Raw genomic sequence first — 24,983 nt, 5'->3', positions numbered from 1 at the left:
TTTGCAATGTACGAGCGGGCGGTTCACCGGAATCGCCGCCCGCGTCCCCGTCACCGGGCCTGGCAATAGGGCCAGCCCCGGACATGCCCACAGGGGATGCCGTCCAGGTGTTGGTGCACGCTTTTCAAGCGGCGGCGAAGGGCAAGAGGAAATCACATATGTTCAATATCGACGTTGAAGAAATCAGCTGGGGCGGGCAGACGCTGCGCCTCGAAACCGGCCGCATTGCGCGCCAGGCCGATGGCGCGGTGCTCGCCACCATCGGCGAGACCACGGTGCTCGCCACTGCCGTTGCCGAACGCTCCGCGAAACCCGGCATCGACTTCTTCCCGCTGACCGTCAACTATCAGGAAAAGACTTACGCCGCCGGCAAGATTCCCGGCGGTTATTTCAAACGCGAAGGACGCCCCACCGAGCGCGAGACGCTGGTGTCGCGCCTCATCGACCGCCCCATCCGCCCGCTGTTCGTGGAAGGCTTCCGCAACGAGACGCAGGTGATCGCCACCGTGCTCTCCTATGATCTCGAGAACGACACCGACATCGTGGCGATGGTCGCCTCCTCGGCGGCGCTCACGCTGTCGGGCATTCCCTTCATGGGCCCCATCGGCGCGGCCCGCGTCGGCTATATCGACGGCGAGTACGTGCTGAACCCGACGATCGAGCAGCAGAAGCTTTCGTCGCTCGATCTCGTCGTCGCCGGTACCCAGGATGCGGTGCTGATGGTGGAGTCGGAAGCCAAGGAGCTTTCGGAAGAGATCATGCTCGGCGCCGTCATGTTCGGCCACCGCGGCTTCCAGCCGGTGATCGAGGCGATCATCCGCATGGCGGAACGTTCGGCCCGTGCCCCCCGCGATTTCACGCCGCCCGATGAGGAGGCGCTCTACAACAAGGTGAAGGCCATCGCCGAGGCGGATGTGCGCTCAGGCTATGCCATTCCCACCAAGGAAGAGCGCCATGAAGCCGTCGCCAAGGCCAAGGACAAGGTGCTGGCCGAGCTCACCGGCGAAGGCAAGGTTGATGCGCCGCCCGCCAACAAGATCGGCGAGGCCTTCAAGCATCTCGAAAAGGACGTGGTGCGCAACGCCATCCTCGATACGGGCCTCCGCATCGACGGCCGCGACACCAAGACGGTGCGCCAGATCGTGGCGGAAGCCAGCGTCCTGCCGCGCACCCACGGTTCAGCCCTGTTCACGCGCGGCGAAACCCAGGCGCTGGTCGTCACCACGCTCGGCACCGGCGAGGACGAGCAGTATATCGACTCGCTCGACGGCACGCAGAAGGGCACTTTCCTGCTGCACTACAACTTCCCGCCCTTCTCGGTGGGCGAGACGGGCCGCATGGGCGCCACCGGCCGCCGCGAAATCGGCCATGGCAAGCTCGCATGGCGGGCCATCCATCCGCTGCTCCCCGCGCAGGACCAGTTCCCCTACACGATCCGCGTGGTCTCCGAGATCACCGAGTCGAACGGTTCCTCCTCGATGGCCACGGTGTGCGGCTCCTCGCTGTCGCTGATGGATGCGGGCGTGCCGCTCAAGGCGCCCTGTGCGGGCATCGCCATGGGCCTCATCAAGGAAGGCGAGCGCTTCGCGGTGCTCTCCGACATCCTGGGTGACGAGGATCATCTCGGCGACATGGACTTCAAGGTGGCCGGCACCGCCGATGGCATCACCTCGCTGCAGATGGACATCAAGATCACCGGCATCACCGAAGAGATCATGAAGGTGGCGCTGTGGCAGGCCAAGGATGGCCGCCTGCACATTCTCGGCAAGATGGCGGAGGCGCTCACCAATGCGCGCTCGAGCCTTGGCGAGCATGCGCCGCGCATCGAAACCCTCAAGATTCCCACCGACAAGATCCGCGAAGTGATCGGCACCGGCGGCAAGGTCATCCGCGAGATCGTGGAGAAGACCGGCGCCAAGATCGACATTCAGGACGATGGCACGGTGAAGGTCGCCTCGAGCTCGGGCGCTTCCATCGAAGCGGCGCTCAAGTGGATCAAGTCGATCACCTCGGAAGCGGAAGTCGGCCAGATCTATGACGGCAAGGTGGTGAAGGTCGTCGACTTCGGCGCCTTCGTCAACTTCTTCGGCGCCAAGGACGGCCTCGTGCATGTCTCGGAACTCGCACCCCGCCGCGTCGCCAAGGTCACCGATGTCGTCAATGAAGGCGATGCGGTCAAGGTGAAGCTGCTGGGCTTCGACAACCGCGGCAAGGTGCGCCTGTCGATGAAGCAGGTGGACCAGGTCACGGGCGAGGACATCTCCAAGAAGCTCGGCGAAGACGCCAGCGCTTCGGATGACGCCGCCAACGGCTGATCCATCCGTTCACGGATGATTTTGAAGGCGCGGGGGACAACCCTCGCGCCTTTTTCATGCGGCGGTTTCGATCACATCGTAATCCGCAACGCCAAGCGCCGAGGCCAGCAGCTTCAGGCGGCTCTTCACCACTTCGCTGTCGGGCACGCGGGCGGCGGGCGTCACCTCCAGCCGCACACGGCCGGGCAGAATATGAAGGCGGGACGCGAGCAGCACCTCCGGCACGCTGCCCGAGAGGCGATAGCCCAGCAGCATGGCGCGGCCCAGAATCTGCGCCTTCTGGCGGAGGGCGGGTGAGAGCAGGGCGATGGCGGGCGAAAGCCACGGCGCATCGGGCTTCCCGGCGTAACGCGCATGGATCGTGGCGGCGATGAACACCCGCTCGGCATGGCTCACGCCGATGAAGGGATATTGCAGCAGCCGGCGGAATGTCTCTTCGGCGCGAAGATCGGGATGGTCGCGCCACGCCATGTCGGACAATGCGCAGCAGGCGACGCGCAGGCGCATTTCAGCAGGCGTCTCGTTGGGAAACAGCACCGCCGTCCAGCGCACAAGCGCCGCCGCGAAATGCTGAACGCGGGCCAATGGCAGGCCGGTGACGCGCGCACCCTCCACCAGTGGGTCGCGGTATTGTTCGTCCCTGCCAAGCTGCGCATAAAGCCATCCCTCGCGGAGGCCCAAGGCCGAAAAGATCACCCGCTCGGGTTCAAGCCGCTTCAGCACGCGGTCCAGCATGATGGCGGCGGAGGGCATGGTGCGGGCGCGCCGTTCGGCAAGGCCTGGCAGGCCAGCGAGCTTCGCAGGCGAGAGCTTGAGCAGATCCTTGGCGAAGCCACGTGCCTCCTTCGCCTTCAGCACATAGCCATGCACCACCTGCACCGGCGCTTTCGTCATTGTCATGTGAACATGCGCGAGTGCGCGCCAGCCGCCGCCCACCGCATAGAAATCGGGCCGCGAAAGTTGCGGCGGAATATCCTCCTTTAGCAATTTGTCGATGCGCGCCTTGGCGTGGTCGATGCCCTGCGCCAGCAGCGCCTCCACCGGCAGCGCGCCAAGCGGCAGGCTGTTCCAGCGGCCGCCCACATGGTCGTCAACCGCTTCGGACAGTTCAAGGCTGCCGCCGCCCATGTCGCCTACAAGTCCCGTCGGGCGGAAGAAGCCGGAAATCACGCCCATGGCGGCGAAGCGTGCTTCTTCCTCGCCCGCCAAGATGCGCACGGGAAGGGCCGTGGCGTCGGTGATGGCGAGGGCCAGCGCCTGCCCATTGGCGGCGCGGCGCATGGCTTCGGTCGCCGTCACGTCGATGCGCGTCACGCCCATGGCATCGGCGATGGCGCGGAATCGGCGCAGTGCCTCGATGGTGCGGCGGAAGCCCTCATCCGAAATCATGCCGGTCTGCGCGAGGCCTTCGCCCAAACGGCAGAGGGATTTTTCCACATAGCGCGGCATCGGCGCGCGGCCCAGCCGGTCATAGACGACCATGCGCACCGAGTTTGAGCCGATGTCGACGATGGCATAGGGCTTCGCATCGGCAACGCCGGACAGCCCCTGATCGAGATCAAGCGGACGCTCCATGGCTTTACTCCAGCGTATTCAGGCCCAGCGCACCGGCATAGGACAAACAATCCTTATACGGACGAATGGATGCCGATGTGGTGGCGGCATGAAGGGAGGTCGCGGCGGCGGCATTGCCAAGGTCGAGACAGAGGGCCAGCGGCCAATCCTCGTGAATGCCGAACAGCATCCCGGCATAGAAGGCATCGCCCGCCCCCACCGAGCCCACGATCTCGGATTGAGGTACGCGCACCGATCCGCGCACGGCGGTTTCGCCAGATGCGTTCACCGCCACCGCGCCATCGGGATGATGGATGGCGGCCAGCGTTGAAACGCCCATGCCCAGCAGCGCACGGCAGGCGGCGAGGGCGCTTGTCACCTCCAGCCTGCCGCCCCTGGTGGTGTCAAGACCGGTCACGGCCTGCGCTTCGTAATCATTGAACACAACATAATCGCAATGCGGCAGGCAGGGCGGCACGAGCGCGCGCAGCAAATCTTCGGCGATGGGCACCAGTTCAAGGCAGGTCTTGAGGCCTTGCGCTTGCGCCTGTTTCAGCAGCGCGGCCCAGCCATTCGCTTCATCCATCGCCCGCGCGATGCCGGGGCTGCCGAGATAGAAGAGTTTTGCATCCGTGGACGCAGGCAAAAGGCTCGCGGCTGAGAGTGCCGCATTCACGCCGGTGTGGTGGAAAAACGTCCGCCTGCCGTTCTGCGCCGAGGACATCACCATGGTGTGGCTGGTGATGCCGCCCGCCACGCGCGCGATGCCAGCAACATCCAGCCCATAGCCTGCCGCCTGCGCCACGAGGATATCGCCATAGGCATCATCGCCCGCCGCCCCCGCCAGCGTCACCGGGAAGGGTGCTTTGAGTTTCATAAGCCCTGCGGCGGCGTTGAGCGGCGGGCCGCCCGCGCCATGCTCGGTGCGCTGGATGAAGGCCACCGTCTCCTCCGCCGGCCAGTGATCGACGATATTCACAACATCGAGGATCACCGTTCCGGCGAGCACGATGCCCCGCCTTCTCATCCGCGATAGCCTTCCAGCACTTGCTCGGTAATCAGCAGATCATCGGCCAGCGGGCGCTTGGGTGCGAGATGCTTTTTCGCCAGTTCGCCATGATAGGCGCGCACCGCTTCCTCTGGCGCGATGCTGCGTTCGATCACCGGGCGGAACAGCGCCAGCAGATCGAGCGGGCTTTCGGCCAGGTTGATCTTGCGCCCGAACAGCGCCACACGCGCCCCCGCCTGCTCGGATTGCGTGAGAAGCTCAAAGGTGTCGCGCGTCGTGCCCGCCGATCCGCCCAGCACGCCGACGACGAGGCCCGGATCATGGTCGGCCAATTCGGCCAGCGCCTTCTTGCCGTTGAACACGATCTTGAGAAAGGCCGGGCGCTCGGCCTTGGTCACCCCCGCCAGCATGCGGAGTATCGAGTCGTTGACGAAGCCCGGCATTGCTTCGGCGGTGAGGCCCTGTGGCGCATTGGGGTTGAACACCTCGAGGAAGTGGCGGAACTTCAGCCGGTGCGCCTCCTCGCGGAAGCGCGCATAGGCTTCGATCGAGGCATAGTCGCGGTCCAGCACATTGTTGAAGGTCACCGAATAGAGGCCGAGGTTGCAGAACTTCTTCACATGCTGAAGCGATGCGGTGCGGAAGGGGCGCGACGGTTCCTTGCTGTAATGCGCGCCGCGCGGCAGCCAGATATCCGTCGTGTCATTGGCGCGGATGGCGGGCGTCACCGGGGACTTGTCGAAGAGCCTCGCATCGGCCAGCGCCTCGATGGTCGAGGCCGAGCCCAGCATGATGTCGACCGCCTTCTTCTTCACGATATCGCGGATGGCGTCATGGAATTTGGGCCTCACGCGAAAGCCCGTGCCGTCCGGCCCCGGTCCCGCGCCACCGGGCCCCATCGCCATGTCGCCATCCTTGGCGTCGGCGATGATGAAATCCTGCGGCTTGTAGTTCCCGGCGTTGATCTTGCGGAGCTTGGCGTCGAGGCTTTTCATGAATGATCGTCCTGGTTGCTGAACCCTGTGATCGCCGCCGGGGCGGGGCTTGTCAAGAAACACCGGCTTCGGGCAAATGGCATCATGCAACCGCCCTTCACGCCGCTCGCCGAAAGCCTGCCCTCCACGGTTCCCTTCGTCGGGCCCGAGGCACTGGAGCGCCGCACCGGCACGGTCTTCCGGGCCCGCATCGGCGCCAATGAAAGCGTGTTCGGCCCGTCGCCAAAGGTGATCGCGGCGATGCAGGCGGCAGCGCCCGATGTGTGGCGCTACTGCGATCCGGAAAACCATGAGATCAAGGCGGCGCTGGCGCGGCATCTGGGTGTGGAGCCGGACAACGTCACGGTGGGCGAGGGGATCGACGGCCTGTTCGGCCTCGCCGTCAGATTATTCGTGGAACCGGGCGTCACGGTCGCCACCTCGCTCGGCGCCTATCCCACCTTCAACTTTCACGTCGCGGGCTTCGGCGGGCAGCTGGTCACCACGCCCTATGTGAATGACCGCGAGGATCCGGCCAGCGTGCTTGATCTCGCCCGGCGCGAGACGGCGCGGCTCATTTATTTTGCCAATCCCGACAATCCGATGGGAAGCTGGTGGAGTGCGAACGAGATTGCAAAGCTCATCGCAGGCGTGCCTGAACATGCGGTGCTGATGCTCGATGAAGCCTATGGCGAATTCGCGCCAGAAGGCACGCTGCCGCCGCTCGATGTGTCGAACCCCCATGTGCTGCGCTTCCGCACCTTCTCGAAAGCCTATGGCATGGCGGGCATGCGGGTGGGTTATGCGGTGGGCCATGCCGGCCTGATCCGCGCCTTCGACAAGGTGCGCAACCATTTCGGCGTCACACGGCTGGGGCAGCAGGCGGCCATCGCGGCGCTGGATGACCAACACCATTTGCAGGATGTCATCCGCAACGTCGATGCGGCGCGGAAAGAGATCGCCCGCATCGCCATCGCCAATGGCCTCAAGCCCCTGCCATCGGCCACCAATTTCGTCGCCATTGATTGCGGGCGTGACGGCGCGTTCGCCAAGGCGGTGCTTGATCATCTCGTTGGGGATGGCATCTTCGTGCGCATGCCGGGTGTAGCACCCCTCAACCGCTGCATCCGCGTCTCGGCGGGAACGCCGGCCGATCTTGCGCTTTTCGCCGAAAGCCTGCCCAGGGCGCTCGCCGCCGCACAACATACCGGAACAGGAGCTGCCCATGGCTGACACGGACCTGCCCAAGAACCTCACTGTGGTGAATCACCCGCTGGTGCTGCACAAGCTCACGCTGATGCGCGACAAGCACACGCCCTCCGCCGTGTTCCGCCAGCTCCTGCATGAGATCAGCCTGCTTCTCGCCTATGAAGTTGCGCGCGACCTGCCGATGACCACCCAGACCATCGAGACGCCCGTTGCCGAAATGGAAGCGCCGATCCTCAAGGGCAAGAAGCTGGTGATCGTGTCGATCCTCCGCGCCGGCAACGGATTGCTGGAAGGCATGCTCAACCTCATGCCCTCGGCGCGCGTCGGCCATATCGGCCTCTACCGCGATCCCAAGACGCTGCAGCCCGTCGAATATTACATGAAGGTGCCGGATGACATTGCCGAGCGCCGGGTGATCGTGGTGGACCCGATGCTGGCCACCGGCAATTCCGTCGTGGCCGCCCTCACGCGGCTGAAGGAGAAGGGTGCGAAGGACATCCGCCTCGTCTGCCTGCTCTCGGTGCCGGAGGGCATCCGCCGGGTGGCCTCAGCCCATCCCGATGTGCCGATCTATACGGCGGCGGTCGACAGCCATCTCAACGACCATGGCTATATCGTGCCGGGGCTGGGTGACGCGGGTGACCGCATGTTCGGCACCAAGTAGGGCTTAACCCCGTATTAGCCATCCCGCCGATTGCGGCTTCGATGCAACCTTTCGGCAAGACCCGAATTCCTAAAATGCTTCTCAAGCATTTTACGAGGGTTACCGAGCGTGATGTCAGTTGCCATGCCCGAACAAGCGGCCCCGCCACGTTCGGCTCTGGTGCTGAAAGGCCCCGGCGGGCGGCGTCCGCGCCTGCTTCTGGCCGAGGATTGCGATCCCATCCGCGTCGTCACCACGGCCATGCTCAAGGGCATGGGCTGCGACGTTGACGCGGTGATCCATGGCGAAGAGGCGGTGCGCCTTGCCACCGATCACACCTTTGACGTGATCGTGCTCGATATTGAAATGCCGATCATGGATGGCATCACGGCGGCGCGCTTCATCCGCGATATGCCGGAAAAGCGCGGCACGCCCATCATGGCGCTCTCCGCTTTCGTGGCCGATGCCATGCAGTCCGGCCAGCTGAGCGACACGTTCGATATCGCACTTCCCAAGCCCGCCAACCGCAACGAGCTTCACGCGGCGGTGCAGGCGGCGCTGGATTTCCATGAGCCGGAAGCCGTCTCTTCAAAAGACGAATCGCCGGTTGTGTGCGAAGCGCAATGCGCAGGCCTGAAGCGGGCGCTGGGGGCTGAGGCATGGCGCGGGCTGGTGGCCATCGCCTGCGCCGACATTGAAGCCAACATGCAGCGGCTGGAAGAGATCGTCTCAGGCCGGATGGCGGGATCGCGCAGCGTTCCGGCACGGCGGCTGGCGGCTCTGGGGCGGACTTTCGCGGCGCCCAAGCTCATGGGCGTGGCCGTGCTGCTCGATCAGGTGATGGGCGCGGACGAAGAGCTTGCAATCGTGCGCCAGCTCAAGGCGGTGGCGGCGCAAACGGTGGCGGAACTCCACCGGTCTTGAAATCCGGAAAAATCAGCGCGGGGTGCGCGGCGTGGTGAGCTGCGTCTCGAGGGCCGCCAGCATGTGCAGGAATTCCGACAGGTCGGGGCTCACGGCGGGCTTGCGATCGGCTGATTGCGTCTGGGTCTTGGTCTTCATGGCGTCACCTTGGGGGTCTGGCGTTGCACTGTAAGGCGTTGAACTTAAAGCCACGCTAAAACCTCCACGCTGAACACAACCGGAAACACCCATTCACCCGCCGTTCACTTACAAATTGACTGAAATGCGTGGCTTCAGCGGGCCGGAACGGCGGCTTCTTGGTGACATGGTAAAGGCCCGGTTACGCACGCAAACGTGATGGAATAAATCCCGCCATAATTCTGTAACCTCCTCCATGGGAGACTTCCCGCAGGGTAGCCAAAAGCCAACGAGGAGAACGTGCATGGGCAGAGGGATGATGCTGGCAGCCGCGGCTGCGGTCGTGCTGGGAATGGGAGTGAGCGGCGCGCAGGCCGCTTCGGTGGATGAGATCATCACCGCGCGTCAGGCCTGCATGAAGGCCAATGGCAAGATGATGGGGGCTTTGGCCGCCATCGTGAAGGGCGAAAAGGATTACAGTGCCGACGCCGTGCATGAGGCGCTCGCCACCGACGAGAAGGCCTGCGCCGACTGGGCCAACTGGTGGGGGCCGGACACCGCCAAGGGCGACAAGGTCGAGACCTATGCCAAGCCCGAAATCTGGACCGACATGAAGGGATTTGAAGCGGCGGGCGGCGCCTTCGTGGAGAAGGACAAGGCGGTCGCTGCCACCACCAGCCTTGATGAGCTGAAGCCTGCTGTCATGGCGCTGGGCGGCGCCTGCAAGGGCTGCCACGAGAAATTCCGCCGCCCGAAGGAATAGGATTCTGCGGCCGGGGGTAAAACGGACGCTCAAGACCCTGGCGCTGCTTGCGGCGCTGGGGTTCGCCGTCTTCTGGGTGGCCAGCATGCCGCGGCCCATCCCGGATTCCGCCATTCCCCAGCACACCGATGATCTTGCAAATGGCAAGCTCATGTTCAATGCAGGCGGCTGCATGTCCTGCCACAAGCCGGGGCCGGACCTCAAGGACGTGGATGCGGGGCTTCCCGCCGGCGGCACGCCACTCAAGACGCCCATCGGCACCTTCTATCCGCCCAACCTCACGCCCGACCGCGAGACGGGGATCGGCGCCTGGACGGATGCGCAATTCGTCAACGCCATGCAGCGCGGCCTCGCCCCAGGCGGCTTTCACCTGATCCCGGCCTTTCCCTATACGTCCTATGCATCGATGAAGATGACGGACGTTCTGGACATCCGGGCCTATCTCGCCACACTCACGCCCGTCCATGCGCCGCAGAAAGCGGCTGACATTCCGGCGGCCTTCATCCTGCGCCGCGGCATCGGGTTGTGGAAATGGATCGGACTCGATACCGCCGAATTTCAGCTCGATCCGGCGCAGTCCGAAAGCTGGAACCGGGGCGCCTATCTGGTGAATGGCCCCGGCCATTGCCAGGAGTGCCACACGCCGCGCACCCTCTTCATGACGCGCGACACGTCAAAGGCCTTCGCGGGTGGGCCGCATCCGGAAGGCACCGGCAGGGTGCCGAGCCTCCGCGGCCTGATCGGGCGCGGCAAGTTCAAGGATGCCGCCGATCTCGCCTCCGCTCTCGAATATGGCGAGACCATGGGCTATGACGGCCTTTCCTCGGGCGGCATGGGCGACGTTCAGACCAACCTGTCGAAGCTGCCTGAATCGGATCTCCGGGCCATCGCGGAATATCTCGTCACGCTCAAATAAGTCCGCTGTTGGCCAGCCAGTGCTGGAGGATCGCCGCCGTCTCCTGCGGAAATTCCAGCGTGGGAAAATGCCCGCACCCCTCGATTTCCGCATAGCGCCCGCGCGGCATGGCGGCAGACATGGCAAGCCCGTCGGCTGCGGGTGAAAACTTGTCATGCACGCCCCACAGCATCAGCGCCGGACAGGCGATGTCTTTCAGGTGCGGCTTCCTGTCAACACGGCCCGCCAGCGCATCGGATTGCCGGGCCATGCGCTCCGCCCCCATGTCCCGCCCCATGGAGACAAAGAGATCGCGGGCCTTGGGGCCATTGGGGCCGGGCAGATGCGAGACCATATCGCCCATCTCGGCCAGCACGTTTTCCATTTCGCCCGCGCGCAAACGGGTGGAGCGGCGCAACCCCGCCGCCTTGTCCGCCACCGGCCCCGCGCCCGAGCCGATGATCACCAACCCTTCGACGCGCTCCGGCGCGGCAATCGTCAACTCCAGCGCGCAGCGCCCGCCGAAGGAGGTGCCGAGCACCGTGAACCGCTCCGGCGCTGATGCGAGAATTTGCTCCACGCAGCCTGAGAAACTGTCGCGATCAGCCACAAGCACGAGAGGGTGGATGACCGGAGCCAAAGCCTCCGCCACCTCGTCATAAAGCCGGTGATCGCAGCCAAAGGCGGGAATGAGGATGAGAGTGTGCATGGGGCTTCATAACCTGCAGAAACGGCACGCGCCACTGGCCCTCTCCGTCACCCTGGCGAAAGCCAGAGTCCCGCTTTGGTGAAGAGGCGTGAGATGAGTTTGGAGTGAGAAAAGCTTATAATCAAAAGCAGAAATTTAACTCAGCTATAAATTATCGGTGAATTTTTCTAACTTTACATCTTCATATCCACCACTTGGATTAGAAGATGTCAGAATCTTAAAGTTTTTGAAGCCTAATTTATCTTTGAAGTGATTTATACATTCGAAAAAATTCTTTTCCTCATATGGAATGTGAGAAAAACTACTGCTCTTTACATTGGGTAGTGTTCTGCTGTGAAAAGACAGTTCTTGTGGATTATCAGTATATGAACGCGCTCCGTAAACAACAGTATCAAATGCTATCTCATAAACATCGCCTTCATAATAATAGTCATAAAAGCCATGTTCATCTTGTTCGCCTTTATCCAGAAAATGTTCTTTTTTAATTTCCACTTTAAAAATATTTCTCAGCCAATTCAGAGGCTTGCGTGTTAATAATTGGCGGCCCCGGCCGGATTCGAACCTGCGACCCCAGCCGAAGCCCAAGGGACAAAGAAGCGGGTATTGGCGGCCCCGGCAGGATTCGAACCTGCGACCCCCGGTTTAGGAAACCGATGCTCTATCCAGCTGAGCTACGGGACCCGCGCGGCAAGCCTTATACCGGCAAGCGCGCCCAAAAGAAAAGGCCCGGCGGGTGAGGCCGGGCCTTTGGCGTTTGCAGGGGATAATCCTTATGCGGCTTCCTCGGAGGCCACGTCGTCCTCGGCCTTGTCGCCGGTTGCGGCCGGGCGCTTGGCGTTCTTGAGGAGGTAATCCTCGAGCTCCTTGATCGCCTGGTCGTCGTCGATCTTCTTCACGGCGGCGATTTCGCGGGCCATGCGGTCCAGCGCCTGCTCGAAGAGCTGGCGTTCGGAGTAGGACTGCTCGGGCTGGCGCTCGGAGCGGTAGAGATCGCGCACCACCTCGGCCACCGAGATGATGTCGCCGGAGTTGATCTTCGCATCATATTCCTGGGCGCGCCGCGACCACATGGTGCGCTTGATGCGGGCGCGGCCTTTCAGAACCTTGAGGGCCTGCTCGATCTGCGCCTTGTCGGAGAGGCGGCGCATGCCCTTCTGCTCGGCGCGGCCGGTCGGCACCTTGAGGCGCAGCTTCTCCTTCTCGAAGTCCACGATATAGAGTTCGAGCTTGGCGCCGGCGATTTCCTGCTCCTCGATCTGCGTCACCCGGCCCACGCCGTGGGCGGGATAGACGATCAGCTCGTTCACCTTGAAGACCAGCTTCTTGGCCGAGGGCGTGGCCACCACCGGGCCGTTCATCATCGGGCGCGAGGGCGGCGGCACGGGCGCCGCGGCCACCGGGGCAGGGGCAGGTGCAGCCGCCGCGGGGCGCACCGGCGCATGGCGCACCGGCGGCTTTTCGGCGGGCTTCACGGCGGCGGCAGCCTGCGGCTTCGCCGGCTTCACGGGCTTGGCGGTGTGCTTTTCAACCGTCTTGGCGGCGGCCCTGGGGGCCTCAACCTTGACCTTTGCCTTGGGCGCCGGAGCCTTAGCCGTGACCGGCTTCGACACTTTCTTGGGCGCGGTTTTGGTCTTGGCCTTGGCGGCCGGTTTCTTGGCAGGGGCTTTCTTCTTGTTCGGCTTGGTCATTTTATGTTTTGCCTTTCCCAACTGCGATCCTTTGCCGGATGGTTCCGGCAACGGCAGGCCCCGGCAGCGAAAAAGCCGCCCAAAACAGGGTGTTTGCCGATTGCCGTTCCGCCCTGTTTCGTCCGTTCACCTGAAGCGCCGCCCGCAGGGGCTGCTTCCGTCACCGTGAACGCCGGACCAGCGGCGCGAAAAAACCGGGCTTTGCGGCCCGGGTCTGTCATCCAACTAGGTAATCATGCTCATCAAAATTATCTATATCACAAGTTTGGCAAAAATTAAAGCATGGCATGTCCGTGTACGGCGCAATTTTGCACCGCACGCAGCGAATACCATACGGCAAGGTTAACGCCGGGATTATAAATTGATGGATCAGTCGCCCTGGCCGGGGGCGGCGGAGAAATACTTTTCCAGCTTGCCCTCCACGCCGTCAAATTCCTTGGCGTCGGCGGGGGCGTCGCGCTTCACCGTGATGTTGGGCCATTTGGGCGCATATTCGGTGTTGAGCTTCAGCCAGGATTCAAGCCCCGGTTCGGTATCGGGCTTGATGGCGTCGGCCGGGCATTCCGGCTCGCAGACGCCGCAATCGATACATTCGTCGGGGTGGATCACCAGCATGTTTTCGCCCTCGTAGAAGCAATCCACGGGGCAAACTTCCACACAATCCATATACTTGCACTTGATGCAATTGTCGGTGACGATGTAGGTCATGGCGCCTGCTGTTCTTTATTCCGAACGGTGTCTAGCAAAGTCCGCTGCCGGGTGCATCCCCTTTTTCGGCGGATGCGGCATCGCCGCCCGGCATGGCAAGGTCCGTATAAAGCAATTGGGCTGAGGGTGCGCCGCCCCGCCGTGGTGCCAGCCCGTCCACCTTCAAAACCTTCACGCCGCCGTGGAGAGTGATGGTCAGAACATCGCCCACCTTCACGTCATGGCCGGGCTTCTGGGTGCGCTGGCGGTTGATCCGCACATGGCCTGCCTCCACCAGCTCCTGCGCCATGGCCCTGGTCCGCACGATCCGGGCAAACCACAGCCACTTGTCGAGGCGCTGGCGGGTGTCCTCGCCCAAGCCTACTTCTTTCCCGCCATCTGGGATTTGAGCGCCGCCAGCACGGCGAAGGGCGAATTGGGATCGATGGGCTTCCCGGGCCGCGCCGGGCGCTCTTCCCGCCTTGGCTTCCGCTCGTCGCGGCGGGGTTTCCGGTTCTCGTTCGCCGGCTTCTCGCCTTCCGGTTTCGAGTCGCTTTGCTCAGACGGTTTCGAGTCCGAACGATGGCGTTGATGATGGCGCTGCGGCTGTTCTTTCTTCTCCTGCCGGTGGCGGAAGGGGCCGGTGTCCTTGGGCCACCAGACCTCGATTTCAACTTCTTCGGTTGCAGGCGCGGGGGCGGCTTCTTGTGCAACGGCCGGAGCCTCTGCAACAGCTTCCACCGGGGCCTCCGCCGTCACAGCCTCTTCGCTCACCGGAGCGGCCTCAACCTCGGGCACCGGCTCAGACGCCGGAACCTCGGCTTCGGCCACGGCAGGCGCTTCCGCCGCCACTACCACGGGCGCCGCCACCACCGGGCGCTGCACCTTCTTTTTCTGCATGCGGAAGTCGAGGCTTTTGAGAATCCCCTGAAACTCCTCGCCCGAGCAGCCGACGAGCGACATCATGTCCGGCACGATGGTGAAGCCGCCGCCTTCGGCGGATCCTGCCGGGCGCGGTTCTTCCGGGTAACGCGGGCGCCAGAACACCCGGTCGCGGATCAGGTCGGCCAGCCGCTCCAGCATGTCGATGCGGACGACGCGGGTGCCGCAAATCCGATACCCGCACACGCCATAGAAACCCCTCGGCGTCGAACGGTCGAAGACGGCGGAGGTCAGCCCCTGTCCGGGCGGCGGCGGCACCTGTGCGACGGGCAGCTTTCCTTCCTTCTGCAAATTCAGCGCCCAGAGCAGCAGGCGGAGTTCGGTCGCCGCCGGTTTCAACAGCGTGGGGATGAAAAGATGAAATGCGCCGAAACGCACGCCCAGCGCCCTGAGCTTGGCGCGGTCGTCCTGGCTCAGCGCCTTCACATCGTCGCCCACCTGCTCGCGCGGCAGCACGCCCAGCGTTTCAACGAGGCGGAAGGCGAGACCCCGCACAAGGCCTTCCAACCCTTCAGCCTCTTCCAGCTTGATAAGCGGTTCGAGAGTCGCGGCAATATGGCGGTCGAGGAATTTCTGCAGACGCGCCTGCACCTCCTCGCGCTCGGGCCCTGAGAGTTGATCGCCCGCCAGCACCACGGCGCGCGGCTTCAGCAGCGTTGCGCCCGCTTCGGCGCGGCCCACCTCGGCATGGTTCCAGATGATGTTGCCGTCGCGCGTGAGTTTCAGGTCAGGGTCGGCTGAGACGGCCACCGCCTTGGCGCGCGCCAGGATTTCGCCCGCCACCGCCTGCAAGGCCGCCGCCTTCAGCGTGCGCGCTTCAGCACCTTCGGAAACGCCATCGGGAATGAAATGAAATCCTCGGATGCGGCCAACATATTCGCCCTCAACACGGATCGCGCCTTCCTCATCGACTTCCGACATCAATTCTTCCTTCTGGGCCAGGCGCCGCATCAGCACGCTGGTGCGCCGGTCGATAAAACGTTGTGTCAGCCGCTCATGCAAGGCGTCAGACAGCCTGTCCTCTATCTCTCTCGTGCGCCCTTGCCAATAGATGGGCGCTTCCAGCCAGTCCACCCGGTTGGCGACAAAAGTCCAGGTGCGCACATGCGAGATGCGGGTGGAGAGCGTGTCGAGATCGCCTTCGGTCGATTCACAATGGCGAAGCTGGCGCGCGAACCAGTCCTCGTCGATCACCCCCTTGGGCGATTGCAGGAACTGGTAGATGCGCCCCACCAAATGGGCGTGCTCGGCGTTGGAGATGTTGCGGTAGTCGGGGATCTGGCACACCTCCCACAGGCGCTCCACATCTTGAGCACTCGCCGCCAGCCCTGCCGTCTCGCCATCGCGTGACACGGTTTCAAGCGCGATCACGTCAGCGCCCGATTGGGCACGCGTCAGGCCTTCGAGCTTCGGCAGCGCCGAAAGGCTGCGGCGCAGGCGCTCGAGATTTGCGAAGTCGAGATCGCGGTTCCGCCATTGCAGCACGCGCACGGTATCGAAGTGATGGCTCTCCAGCCTTTCAACCGTTTCCTGGTCGAAGGGATCGGCCTCGCCCGTCACGCCGAAGGTGCCGTCATTCAGATAGCGCCCGGCGCGGCCCGCCACCTGTCCCAGTTCGCCGGGATTCAAATTGCGGAACTGGAAGCCGTCGAACTTGCGGGTGGAGGAGAAGGCCACATGGTCCACGTCCATGTTCAGCCCCATGCCGATCGCATCGGTGGCGACGATGTAATCGACGTCACCTGACTGGTAGAGCGCAACTTGTGCATTGCGGGTGCGGGGGCTCAACGCGCCCAGCACCACGGCGGCACCGCCCCGCTGGCGGCGGATCAGTTCGGCCACCGCATAGACCATCTCGGCCGAGAAGGCGACGATGGCGGAGCGGCCGGGCAGGCGGGAAATCTTTTTCTGCCCCGCATAGGTCAGCTTGGAAAAGCGCGGCCGGGCCACGAAGCTCGTGCCCGGCAGCAGGCGCTCGAGGATCGGCCGCATGGTGGCGGCGCCTAAGAACATCGTCTCCTCGCGGCCCCGCCGGTGCAGAACCCGGTCGGTGAAGATATGGCCGCGCTCGAAATCGGCGCAGAGCTGCACCTCGTCGATGGCGAGGAAGGGCACGTCGATATCGGCGGGCATCGCCTCGACGGTCGACACCCAATAGCGGGGTGCTGCGGGAATGATCTTCTCTTCGCCGGTGATCAGCGCCACCGCCGCATCGCCGGCGCGCTTTCGCACCCGCTCATAGATTTCGCGCGCCAGAAGCCTCAGCGGCAGGCCGATCATACCGCCGCCATGGGCCAGCATGCGCTCCACGGCGAGATGCGTCTTTCCCGTATTGGTGGGGCCCAGCACAGCGGTGACGTTGCGGGCGGGTGGCATGAAATCTTTCAAACGCTTGCGTTGCAGCAAAAGTGGGGAAGGGCGGGGCGGCGGTCAAGGGAAACGTCCCGTTTCAGGCCGGGTTGTTCACAGATGGAGTGAAGCCGGAACGAAGGCCGCCCGAATCGCTGACTCTCAACTTTTGCCGGTTTGTTCCCGCGCAATTCAGCGAAAACGGCGGCGCACAGCCATGCCGGGCACCCGCTGGAAACTGCCTTTCAGCCCCCGCAAAGGTTAACACAGGGCCGTCTTGGTTAAGGGATTCTTGCCCGACCGCCCGGCTATCCCGGTGCAATTTTAAGGATTCGTTCCACAGCGGAACGAATCCCGCCCGAATCGCGGATGGCCTTCTTTTCGCGCTTTGTTCTCGCAAGATGTGGTGGGAGGCTATCGCAGATACCACAAGGCGGCACACCACAAGCCTCCCGGGCTGCTGGCGATCCGGTATTTTCCGCTGCCGCCATTAACCTTCTGTGCCAGAACGGGAACGCCGGAAAACCCTTAAAAAATGCCCATCCAGACTTGACCACACCGGAACGCCTCTCTATAGAACCGCCAACCACGCCGGAGGCCCCGCTTCCGGCCCTCATTTTGTATGGAGCAATGCAATGGCGCGCCGTTGTGAGTTTACGGGCAAGGATGCGCAGGCCGGCAACAATGTCAGCCATGCCAACAACAAGACCCGCCGCCGGTTCATGCCGAACCTGTGCAATGTCAGCCTGATCAGCGAAGCCATGGGCCTGTCCTACCGCTTCCGCATCAGCTCCATCGCGCTCAAGTCGGTGGAGCACCGCGGCGGCCTCGACGCCTTCCTGCTGAAGGCCTCGAACGACGAGCTCTCCGCCAAGGCGCTGAAGCTCAAGCGCTCGATCGCCAAGAAGCTCGACGCGCAGAAGACCGCCGCCTGATCCCTGGGCTTCGTGTCCGCGTTTCAAAGCCGCTCCAACCGGGGCGGCTTTTGCGTTATGGCTTCCTCTCATGAGTGGAACGGAGAATGACCGCATCTCGGCGGCCCTGTCGCGCGACGGGAGGCCCAAGGTTCACGCCAGCGCCAGCACGCGCAATGCCGTGCTCGGACGCTTCACCGAAATCAAGGAGCGTGTGCAGTTCTGGGATGCCGAGCTTGGCGACTATTCCTACGTCGAGCATCAGGCGACGGTGATCTATGCGCGGATCGGCAAGTTCACCGCCATCGCGGCGGATGCCTGCATCAACGCGTTGACACATCCCATGGAGCGGGTGAGCCAGCACAAGATCACCTATCGGCCCAATGAATATTTCACTGGTGCCAAACTCGACAAGGGCTTTCGCGACATGCGCCGCGCCAGCGTGGTGGAGATCGGCCATGACGTGTGGATCGGCCACGGCGCCATCATCATGCCGGGCGTCAAGATCGGCTCGGGCGCTGTGGTGGGGGCAGGGGCGGTGGTGACAAAGGACGTCGCGCCTTATGTGATCGTGGCGGGCGTTCCGGCGAAATCCATCAAGCGCCGCTTTTCCGAAAAGATCAGTGAACGGATGATCTCGCTGGCCTGGTGGGACTGGGGCCATGACCGCCTGGCGGCAGCGATTCCCGATATGCAGGCGCTGAGCGCCGAGGCGTTTCTGGAGAAGTATGGGGAATAGAAGTATGGGGGATAAAGTAAGTCTCCCTCCCCGAGTTTCGGGGAGGGCCGGGGTGGGGCGGCGAGCTGCTGGATCATCCTCCTTCACCTGTCATTCCGGCGAACGCCGGAAACCAGGCTTTCAACCCGCGCGCTTCTTGCCAAGTCTGGGTCCCGGCTTACCGCCGGGATGACAGATAGAGGATAGGCCCTTATGTCTTCACCCTGTGCGAGCGGGGCGAGGACATCGCGGTCAAAGCGACTCCTGCAGCATCGCGTAATAATCCTCTTCGGTGGCGATCCGCGGATTGGTGGCGTGGCAGTGGTCCTTCAGCGCGTCTTTCGCAACGTGCCGCATCATCTCGTCCGTCACGCCCATGGTGGCAAGGCCCTTGGGCATGCCGATGCGGGCGTTCAGTTTCGCAATCGCCACGTCGGGCGCTTCGCCGAAGAATTTCTCCAGCACATCCCACTTCGCCCCGATCACCGGACGGTTGAAGCGCAGCACGGCGGGCGTCAGCACGGCGTTCAGCGTGCCATGATGCAAATTCAATTGCCGGATAGCCCCAAGGGGATGGGTCAAGGCATGAACGGCCCCCAGCCCCTTCTGAAACGCCATCGCGCCTTCCAGCGCGCACACCATCATGTCGTTGCGCGCCGCTTTATCCTTGCCATCGGCCACCGCCTTTTCCAGCGCCCGCCAGCCGCGCGTCAGGCCGTCCATGGCAATCGCATCGGCAGGCGGATTGAAGGCCGAGGCCATGTAAGTCTCAAGACAATGCGACATTGCATCCATGCCGGTGGCGGCGGTGAGGCCGGGTGGCAAGCCATAGGTCAGTTCGGGATCGCAGATGGCGATCGACGGCAGCATGTGCGGCGAGATGATGCCGAGCTTCCGCCCCTCAGCCGTGATGATCACTGCGGCGCGGCCCACTTCCGATCCCGTGCCGGAGGTCGTCGGAATGGCGATCATCGGGCAGATGCGGCCATGGATGCGCTGCACGCCGCCCGCCACCAGCGTATATTGGGCCAGCGGCGGTTCATGCCCCGTCAGCAGCCGCACCGCCTTGGCAAGATCAAGCGCCGAGCCGCCGCCCAAGCCGATCACGCCATCGCATTTTTCACTTTTGTAGAGCGCGGAGGCCGTCATCACCGCGTCCTCGGTGGGGTTGGCGGGCGTGCCGTCGAACACCACCGATGCACCCTCGATCAATCCGGAGATGCGCGCCACCAGGCCCGTCGCCACCAGCCCCTTGTCGGTGCAGATCAGGGGCCGCGTGACCCCCAGGAGCTTGAGAAACTCCGGCAGCCGCTTCACCTCGCCTTCGCCGAATTCGATGCGCGTCAGATAGGTGATGGTGCTCATGGCATTTACCACTTGTTTTAAGAACTAATATATGAGTTACTAGGCGCAGAAGCGGGGCTGCCTGTCAATGCCCCTTGAGAGCGCAATTTCCAGCCAGCCCATGTTCGAGCGAGCTCCCGGAAAGTCAGACCAGATATATGAGTCGCTGCGGCGGCTCATCGTCCGGCTGGATATGGCGCCGGGCTCCGCCGTCTCTGAAAAAGACCTGTGCGCCAGTTTCGAAGTGTCGCGCACCCCGGTCCGAGAGGCGCTGCAGCGGCTGGCGGAAGAGGATCTCGTCAGCATCTATCCCCATTCCGGCACCTGGGTCAGCCGCATTTCCTTTCCCGTGGCGGAAGAGGGCTTCGTGCTCCGGCGGGCGCTCGAGGTTGAAAGTGTGCGGCGGGCAGCGGAGCGGCTCACGGATGAGGACGCCGTGCATCTCGACGGACTTATTCTCCGTATGCGGAGGATTTTGCGCGAGGGGCGGCTTGAGGATTATCTCGAACTCGACGACGAGTTTCATTCGGCCATCGCCAGGGTCAGCGGCTTCCCGCGCATCTGGAAATTCATCACCCTGGCGAAGGTGCATCTCGACCGCATGCGCCAGCTCAGCGCGCCGGTGCCCGGCCATCTCGCCGATGTCACCGAACAGCATGCGGCGATCGTCCGTGCGCTGGTGAAGCGCAACGCCACGCAGGCGGAACTCGCCATGCGCGTTCATCTCGATTCCTCCTTCGAGGTGATGGCGGGCATGTATCACGACAAGGCGGCGCTGTTTGAAGACACCGACAAAACGCCCGGCCGGGCAAGGCGGCGAACGGGCGAGGGAGCATTGCATGACAGAGGCGCGTAAATCCTATGATGCCGTGGTGATCGGCGCGGGCGTCGGCGGCGGCGCCATGGCGAACCGGCTGGCGGAGGCGGGCATGCGCGTGCTGGTCGTCGAACGCGGCATCAGGCTTCCGCGCGAGGCCGATAACTGGAGCGTCAAGGCGGTGTTCCACGACCGCAAATATTCCACCCGCGAAACATGGCGCGACCGCGAGGGCAAGGAGTTCACGCCCTCCACCTATTATTATGTCGGCGGCAATTCCAAATTCTTCGGCACCACCACGCTGCGCTTTCGCGTGGAGGATTTTGAAGACCTCGAGCATGAAGGCGGCGGCATCGCGCCGGCCTGGCCGATCCGCTACGCCGAACTCGCGCCCTATTACGACGTTGCCGAAAGGCTCATGGGCACCCATGGCACGGCGGGCATGGACCCGTGCGAGCCGCCGCGTTCCGGCCCCATGCCCTATCCGGCCATCGGCCATGAGCCGGAGATCGAATATTTCAACACGAAGCTCAGGACCAAGGGCCTCAAGCCCTTTCCGCTTCCCGTCGCGGTTGATCTTCATCCCGGCGGCAAATGCATCCGCTGCGCCACCTGCGATGGCTTTGCCTGCAAGCTGGGCGCGAAGAACGATGCCGAGGTCAGGCTGGTCGATCCGGCACTTGCCACCGGCAATGTCGATCTCATTCTCGAAACCCATGTGAAGCGCCTCATCACCGATGACACGGGCCGCAAGGTCACTGGCATCGAGATCGAGCAGAAGGGCCAAAGCGCCATCATCAACGGCGACCTGTTCATCTCGAGCGCCGGGGCGATCAATTCCGCCGCGCTTCTCCTGCGCTCGGCAAACGCAAAGCATCCGAAGGGCCTCGGCAATAATTCATCGGATCAGCTGGGCCGCAATTACATGGCGCACAACAACACCGCCATGATGGCCGTCAATCCGCTGAAGAAAAATCACGTGGTGTTCCAGAAATCGCTGTGCATCAACGATTTCTATCTGAAGAACGATGTGAAGCCCTATCCGATGGGCAATGTGCAGGGGCTGGGGAAACTTCAGGGCGGCATGCTCACCGCCAACATGAAGATCGTGCCGGAATGGCTGATGAGCTGGTTCGCGCAAAGAAGCGTTGACTGGTGGATCATGTCGGAAGACCTGCCCGATCCCGACAACCGCGTCAGCGTCGACAGCGACGGCAAGATCCGCGTCGCCTATACGCCCAACAATCTCAAATCGCATGGCGAACTGGTGAAGCACTGGTCGAAGCTGGTGCGCGCGCTCGGCTATCCGCTCATCATCACCCAGAAGATGGACATCACCGTCGCCATGCACCAGTGCGGCACGGCGCGCTTCGGCAGCGATCCCGCAACATCGGTGCTCGATCCCTTCTGCCGCGCCTGGGATGTCGACAATCTCTATGTGATTGACGCGTCCTTCCTGCCGTCCTCCACCGCCATCAACCCCTCGCTCACCATCGTGGCGCAGGCGGTGCGCACCGCCGAGCATCTGGTTCGCGACGTGTTCAAGGTGTCAGGCCGCAAGGCTGCGTGAGGCTGGATCATCCGTCTCTGCCGTTCTAGGGTTTGGCCCGAGGGAGCGCCTGATGGCATTGATCAAAACATCCGGGCGGTGGCTGGCGGCGGAGCTTGACCGCCTGTCGATCACCGGCCTTCTTTGGGGCGTCCTGTTTTTCGCGGCGGCGCTCACGCCCTCCATGGTGCCGCGAAGTTCGCTGGTGCAGGGCGGCGTGGCCGGAGGCTGTCTCGCCATCGGCTATGGCCTGGGGTTTCTCCTGGCACAGGCGTGGCTGTTCCTCGGCCTGCCCAATGCGCAAGACCGCCCGCGCATCACGCTGCGCTGGATCATCTTTGTGCTGTCGGCGGCGATCCTGCTCTGGGCCTTGTGGAATGCCCCGGGCTGGCAGGACGATGTGCGCGCCGTGATGGGCCTGAAGCCTCTCGAGTCATGGAGCTACGCATTTGAGGTTCTGGCGGTGGCGCTGTTCGTGCTGCTGCTTCTGCTGACGCTGGCACGGCTGATTGGCCGCCTCATCCTCGCGGCGTCGGCGCGCGTCTCGCGTTTCGCGCCACAGCGCTTTGCCGTGCTGGTCAGCATCATCATCGTGGCGCTGGTGCTGTGGTCGCTGGTGAATGATTTGGCGGTCCGGGCGGCGTTCCGCTTTCTCGATTCCTCCTTCCGCGAATTTGATGCGCTCATGGAGCCGAACCGCCCGCAGCCCTCAAGCCCCCTAAAGACGGGAAGCGTTGAATCCCTCGTACACTGGGATCAGCTTGGCCGGGCGGGGCGCGAATATGTGGCCGATGCGCCGACCGCCACCCGGATCACGGAGGAAACAGGTTTCGCGGCGAAAGAGCCCATCCGCGTCTATGTGGGGCTGGGCGGCGGCGATACGGCGGAGGCGCGCGCCAGGCTCGCTCTGGAAGAATTGAAACGCCAGGGCGGCTTTGATCGCCCCGTGCTCGTCGTCATCACGCCAACCGGAACGGGGTGGGTTGATCCCGCCGCCGCGGATTCACTCGAATATCTCCTGCATGGTGATGTGGCGAGCGTTGCCGTTCAATATTCCTATCTCAACAGCCCGCTGTCGCTGCTGGCCCAGCCCGAATATGGGGCCGAGCAATCGCGCGCGCTGTTTCTGGAAATTTACCGCTATTGGGCCGCGCTGCCGAAAGACCAACGCCCGCGCCTTTATCTCCATGGCCTCAGCCTCGGTGCGCTCAACTCGCAAAACTCGGCTGACCTGTTCGAGATGATCGAGGATCCGATTTCCGGCGCCCTGTGGTCGGGGCCTCCCTTCGCCAGCAGGCTGTGGCGCTCGGTTACCAACGCGCGCAATCCCGGCACGCCGGAATGGCGGCCCGAATTCCGCGATGGCCGCATCGTGCGCTTCAGCACGCAGGATGGATCGCCGGTGCCAAGCGATGCGCCATGGGGGCCGATGCGCGTTGTTTATCTGCAATATGCCAGCGATCCGATCGTGTTCTTCGCCTTCTCCGATCTCTACCGCCGCCCGGCGTGGATGAACGCGCCGCGCGGCCGGGATGTCTCGCCGTCCCTCCGCTGGTACCCCATCGTCACCATGCTGCAACTGGCCGTGGATATGGGCATCGCCACCGCCACACCCATGGGCTACGGCCATGTCTATGCGCCCGAACATTATATCGATGCGTGGGTGAGCGTGCTGGGCGTCAATGACTGGCCGCCGGACCGTCTCGCCAAACTCAAGCACGATCTGGGCGAGGCTATGCGCGCTGAAACGGAAGACGACCGCGGCGGATGACGCTCAATAGGTCCAGTGAAAATACCAGGCCGCCAGCAGCATGGCGATCACCACGCCGCACAGGCTGAAGCCAAGCACATAGCGCACGCCATGGCCGGTCACGCCCTGCCTCGCGCGCGTGGCGCTGTTGCTGGCCGGAGATGATGGATCATTGCCGCTGCCGGGGCGGTGATAATCGGTCATTGAACTCTCCCTTCGCAAATTCAACGCCGCGAAGGGAGAGAGGTTCCGGTGTCAGGCGGCGGACTGGAACATGGCGCCGCTCTTCAGCGCCTCGAAGCGTTCAAGCTGTTCGGGCAGCAATTGCCGCTCCTTGTCGCGGCGCACGAAGACCTTGAACATGGCATTGCCGTCGCCGTTCAGGAACTGCACCGAGCAGGAGCGCTTGCCGTGGAAGGGCCTGTCCACCACGGCGATCTTCGCGCAATTCGACGCCTTGATGTGGCCGCCGATCGGGCTGTCGCCGTGAATGTTGAAATAGCCATGGGCGCTCGAACCTTCAGGCAGCGCGCCCACGCATTCCAGCACGATGTCGGCCGTGTGGACGATGAACAGCACCTCGCCCCATGTGGTGAGCGTCGCCCACAGATTTTCAAACGCGCTGCCCTCGAACAGCCGCACCTGGTCTTCCGGCAGGCAGGCGAACACTTGCGCCAGGCTCGCGTCGCATTTCGCCGCCACCGCTTCGAGAACGCCATCGGGCTTCTCGGCCAGCGCCGCAGCGATCTTGCCTTTCAATTCAGCGTTCATGCCGCGGACCGTTCGGTCGATGTGATGGTCTGCACCGCCTCGAAGCCTTCGAACTGCGGATGCTCGAGATGCAGGCGCGGGCCGCCATTGCCGGCGCGGGCGTGCGCCTTGCGGAAGGCTTCGGACTTGGTCCACGCCTCGAAATCGGCCTTGCTCGCCCACACGGTGTGCGAGGAATAAAGCACATGGTCCTCGCGCTCGGGGCCTTTCAGCAGATGGAAGGAGATGAATCCCGGCATCTCGTTCAGATAGCTGTCGCGCTGCTGCCACAGCGTTTCAAAGGCCGCGCCGTCTTCCTTGGCCACCTTGAAGCGGTTCATGGCGATATAGATCATGGGTCTC

At 63.4% G+C, this 24,983-nt stretch carries 25 protein-coding genes and 1 tRNA gene; 11 read left to right on the top strand and 15 right to left on the bottom strand.

All coding sequences use genetic code 11. From position 1 onward, the window contains the following. Window positions 1-158 precede the first annotated feature (158 nt). Window positions 159-2,315 carry a polyribonucleotide nucleotidyltransferase gene (gene pnp / locus QM694_RS10705; RefSeq protein WP_415006922.1) on the top strand — a complete coding sequence of 719 codons (2,157 nt, stop codon included), beginning with the start codon at window positions 159-161 and terminating at the stop codon, window positions 2,313-2,315. A 54-nt stretch (window positions 2,316-2,369) separates the two neighbouring features. Here pnp and QM694_RS10700 read toward each other — a convergent pair whose 3' ends face one another. Genes QM694_RS10700 through QM694_RS10690 form a run of 3 tightly spaced genes read right to left on the bottom strand, consistent with a single transcriptional unit; the run spans window position 2,370 to window position 5,873 of the window. Then, on the bottom strand, window positions 2,370-3,890 hold the full coding sequence (locus QM694_RS10700) for a hypothetical protein (RefSeq protein WP_415006921.1): 1,521 nt from the start codon (window positions 3,888-3,890) through the stop codon (window positions 2,370-2,372). A gap of 4 nt (window positions 3,891-3,894) precedes the next feature. Continuing rightward, on the bottom strand, window positions 3,895-4,896 hold the full coding sequence (locus QM694_RS10695; protein WP_415006920.1) for a carbohydrate kinase family protein: 1,002 nt from the start codon (window positions 4,894-4,896) through the stop codon (window positions 3,895-3,897). Next, window positions 4,893-5,873, bottom strand: a complete 981-nt coding sequence (locus tag QM694_RS10690) for a hypothetical protein (RefSeq protein ID WP_415006919.1) — start codon at window positions 5,871-5,873, stop codon at window positions 4,893-4,895. Before QM694_RS10690 ends, QM694_RS10695 begins: the two co-directional genes overlap by 4 nt. Before the next feature lie 84 nt (window positions 5,874-5,957). Between QM694_RS10690 and QM694_RS10685 the strand changes: the two genes are divergently transcribed. From QM694_RS10685 to QM694_RS10675, 3 genes are all read left to right on the top strand, one after another. Beyond that, a complete protein-coding gene (locus QM694_RS10685; protein WP_415006918.1) occupies window positions 5,958-7,085 on the top strand; it encodes a pyridoxal phosphate-dependent aminotransferase in 1,128 nt (375 codons plus the stop codon). After that, a complete protein-coding gene (upp, locus tag QM694_RS10680; RefSeq protein ID WP_415006917.1) occupies window positions 7,078-7,725 on the top strand; it encodes a uracil phosphoribosyltransferase in 648 nt (215 codons plus the stop codon). Before QM694_RS10685 ends, upp begins: the two co-directional genes overlap by 8 nt. Window positions 7,726-7,848: 123 nt before the next feature. After that, the gene (locus tag QM694_RS10675) at window positions 7,849-8,628 is read left to right on the top strand and encodes a response regulator (protein WP_415006916.1); all 780 of its coding nucleotides are present in this window, start codon (window positions 7,849-7,851) and stop codon (window positions 8,626-8,628) included. Between the two features lie 12 nt (window positions 8,629-8,640). On the opposite strand, the gene QM694_RS10670 is transcribed toward QM694_RS10675, so the two are convergent. Continuing rightward, a complete protein-coding gene (locus QM694_RS10670; protein ID WP_415006915.1) occupies window positions 8,641-8,766 on the bottom strand; it encodes a hypothetical protein in 126 nt (41 codons plus the stop codon). A 283-nt stretch (window positions 8,767-9,049) separates the two neighbouring features. Here QM694_RS10670 and QM694_RS10665 point away from each other — a divergent pair, with 283 nt between their 5' ends. Further along, window positions 9,050-9,508: a c-type cytochrome gene (locus QM694_RS10665; protein ID WP_415006914.1), complete on the top strand. Its 459-nt coding sequence runs from the start codon at window positions 9,050-9,052 to the stop codon at window positions 9,506-9,508. An 85-nt stretch (window positions 9,509-9,593) separates the two neighbouring features. After that, window positions 9,594-10,424 (top strand): c-type cytochrome, encoded by an 831-nt coding sequence (locus tag QM694_RS10660; RefSeq protein WP_415006913.1) that lies wholly within the window; start codon window positions 9,594-9,596, stop codon window positions 10,422-10,424. Here the strand turns inward: QM694_RS10660 and QM694_RS10655 are convergent. From QM694_RS10655 to QM694_RS10625, 7 genes are all read right to left on the bottom strand, one after another. Continuing rightward, window positions 10,417-11,112 carry an alpha/beta fold hydrolase gene (locus QM694_RS10655; protein ID WP_415006912.1) on the bottom strand — a complete coding sequence of 232 codons (696 nt, stop codon included), beginning with the start codon at window positions 11,110-11,112 and terminating at the stop codon, window positions 10,417-10,419. The two genes, QM694_RS10660 and QM694_RS10655, sit on opposite strands and share 8 nt — an antisense overlap. A 144-nt stretch (window positions 11,113-11,256) precedes the next feature. Next, a complete protein-coding gene (locus tag QM694_RS10650; protein ID WP_415006911.1) occupies window positions 11,257-11,604 on the bottom strand; it encodes a hypothetical protein in 348 nt (115 codons plus the stop codon). Window positions 11,605-11,716: 112 nt separating this feature from the next. After that, window positions 11,717-11,793: transfer RNA gene (locus QM694_RS10645), tRNA-Arg, on the bottom strand. A gap of 89 nt (window positions 11,794-11,882) precedes the next feature. After that, window positions 11,883-12,800, bottom strand: a complete 918-nt coding sequence (locus QM694_RS10640; RefSeq protein ID WP_415006910.1) for a CarD family transcriptional regulator — start codon at window positions 12,798-12,800, stop codon at window positions 11,883-11,885. Window positions 12,801-13,169: 369 nt separating this feature from the next. Then, entirely contained in the window at window positions 13,170-13,508 is a 339-nt protein-coding gene (fdxA, locus tag QM694_RS10635) for a ferredoxin FdxA (RefSeq protein ID WP_415006909.1), read from the bottom strand. Window positions 13,509-13,539: 31 nt separating this feature from the next. Beyond that, window positions 13,540-13,866 (bottom strand): RNA-binding S4 domain-containing protein, encoded by a 327-nt coding sequence (locus tag QM694_RS10630; RefSeq protein WP_415006908.1) that lies wholly within the window; start codon window positions 13,864-13,866, stop codon window positions 13,540-13,542. Between the two features lie 2 nt (window positions 13,867-13,868). After that, window positions 13,869-16,805 (bottom strand): helicase-related protein, encoded by a 2,937-nt coding sequence (locus QM694_RS10625; RefSeq protein ID WP_415006907.1) that lies wholly within the window; start codon window positions 16,803-16,805, stop codon window positions 13,869-13,871. A gap of 608 nt (window positions 16,806-17,413) precedes the next feature. On the opposite strand from QM694_RS10625, the gene rpmB reads away from it, so the two are divergent. Continuing rightward, entirely contained in the window at window positions 17,414-17,713 is a 300-nt protein-coding gene (gene rpmB / locus QM694_RS10620; RefSeq protein WP_415006906.1) for a 50S ribosomal protein L28, read from the top strand. A gap of 70 nt (window positions 17,714-17,783) precedes the next feature. Further along, a complete protein-coding gene (locus tag QM694_RS10615) occupies window positions 17,784-18,431 on the top strand; it encodes a DapH/DapD/GlmU-related protein (RefSeq protein WP_415006905.1) in 648 nt (215 codons plus the stop codon). A gap of 231 nt (window positions 18,432-18,662) precedes the next feature. On the opposite strand, the gene QM694_RS10610 is transcribed toward QM694_RS10615, so the two are convergent. Next, a complete protein-coding gene (locus tag QM694_RS10610) occupies window positions 18,663-19,775 on the bottom strand; it encodes an iron-containing alcohol dehydrogenase (protein ID WP_415006904.1) in 1,113 nt (370 codons plus the stop codon). Between the two features lie 67 nt (window positions 19,776-19,842). Here QM694_RS10610 and QM694_RS10605 point away from each other — a divergent pair, with 67 nt between their 5' ends. From QM694_RS10605 to QM694_RS10595, 3 genes are read left to right on the top strand one after another with little or no spacing between them, the layout of a single operon-like run. Beyond that, complete coding sequence (locus tag QM694_RS10605; RefSeq protein WP_415006903.1) at window positions 19,843-20,610, top strand: GntR family transcriptional regulator; 768 nt, start codon at window positions 19,843-19,845, stop codon at window positions 20,608-20,610. Beyond that, on the top strand, window positions 20,594-22,141 hold the full coding sequence (locus QM694_RS10600) for a GMC oxidoreductase (RefSeq protein ID WP_415006902.1): 1,548 nt from the start codon (window positions 20,594-20,596) through the stop codon (window positions 22,139-22,141). Before QM694_RS10605 ends, QM694_RS10600 begins: the two co-directional genes overlap by 17 nt. Before the next feature lie 52 nt (window positions 22,142-22,193). After that, window positions 22,194-23,891 (top strand): alpha/beta hydrolase, encoded by a 1,698-nt coding sequence (locus QM694_RS10595; RefSeq protein ID WP_415006901.1) that lies wholly within the window; start codon window positions 22,194-22,196, stop codon window positions 23,889-23,891. A 3-nt stretch (window positions 23,892-23,894) separates the two neighbouring features. Here QM694_RS10595 and QM694_RS10590 read toward each other — a convergent pair whose 3' ends face one another. The 3 genes from QM694_RS10590 to QM694_RS10580 are packed head-to-tail and all read right to left on the bottom strand — an operon-like array spanning window position 23,895 to window position 24,973. Then, a complete protein-coding gene (locus QM694_RS10590) occupies window positions 23,895-24,074 on the bottom strand; it encodes a hypothetical protein (protein WP_415006900.1) in 180 nt (59 codons plus the stop codon). Between the two features lie 51 nt (window positions 24,075-24,125). Continuing rightward, window positions 24,126-24,641, bottom strand: coding sequence for a heme utilization cystosolic carrier protein HutX (hutX, locus tag QM694_RS10585; protein WP_415006899.1), 516 nt, complete (start codon window positions 24,639-24,641; stop codon window positions 24,126-24,128). Next, window positions 24,638-24,973: an antibiotic biosynthesis monooxygenase family protein gene (locus tag QM694_RS10580; protein WP_415008609.1), complete on the bottom strand. Its 336-nt coding sequence runs from the start codon at window positions 24,971-24,973 to the stop codon at window positions 24,638-24,640. The genes hutX and QM694_RS10580 overlap by 4 nt, the downstream gene beginning before the upstream one ends. Window positions 24,974-24,983: the final 10 nt, after the last annotated feature.

The sequence above is a fragment of the Aestuariivirga sp. genome (assembly GCF_047602625.1).
In the GTDB taxonomy this organism is placed as follows: Bacteria; Pseudomonadota; Alphaproteobacteria; order Rhizobiales; family Aestuariivirgaceae; genus Aestuariivirga.
This window is presented reverse-complemented; position numbering and strand designations above follow the sequence as displayed.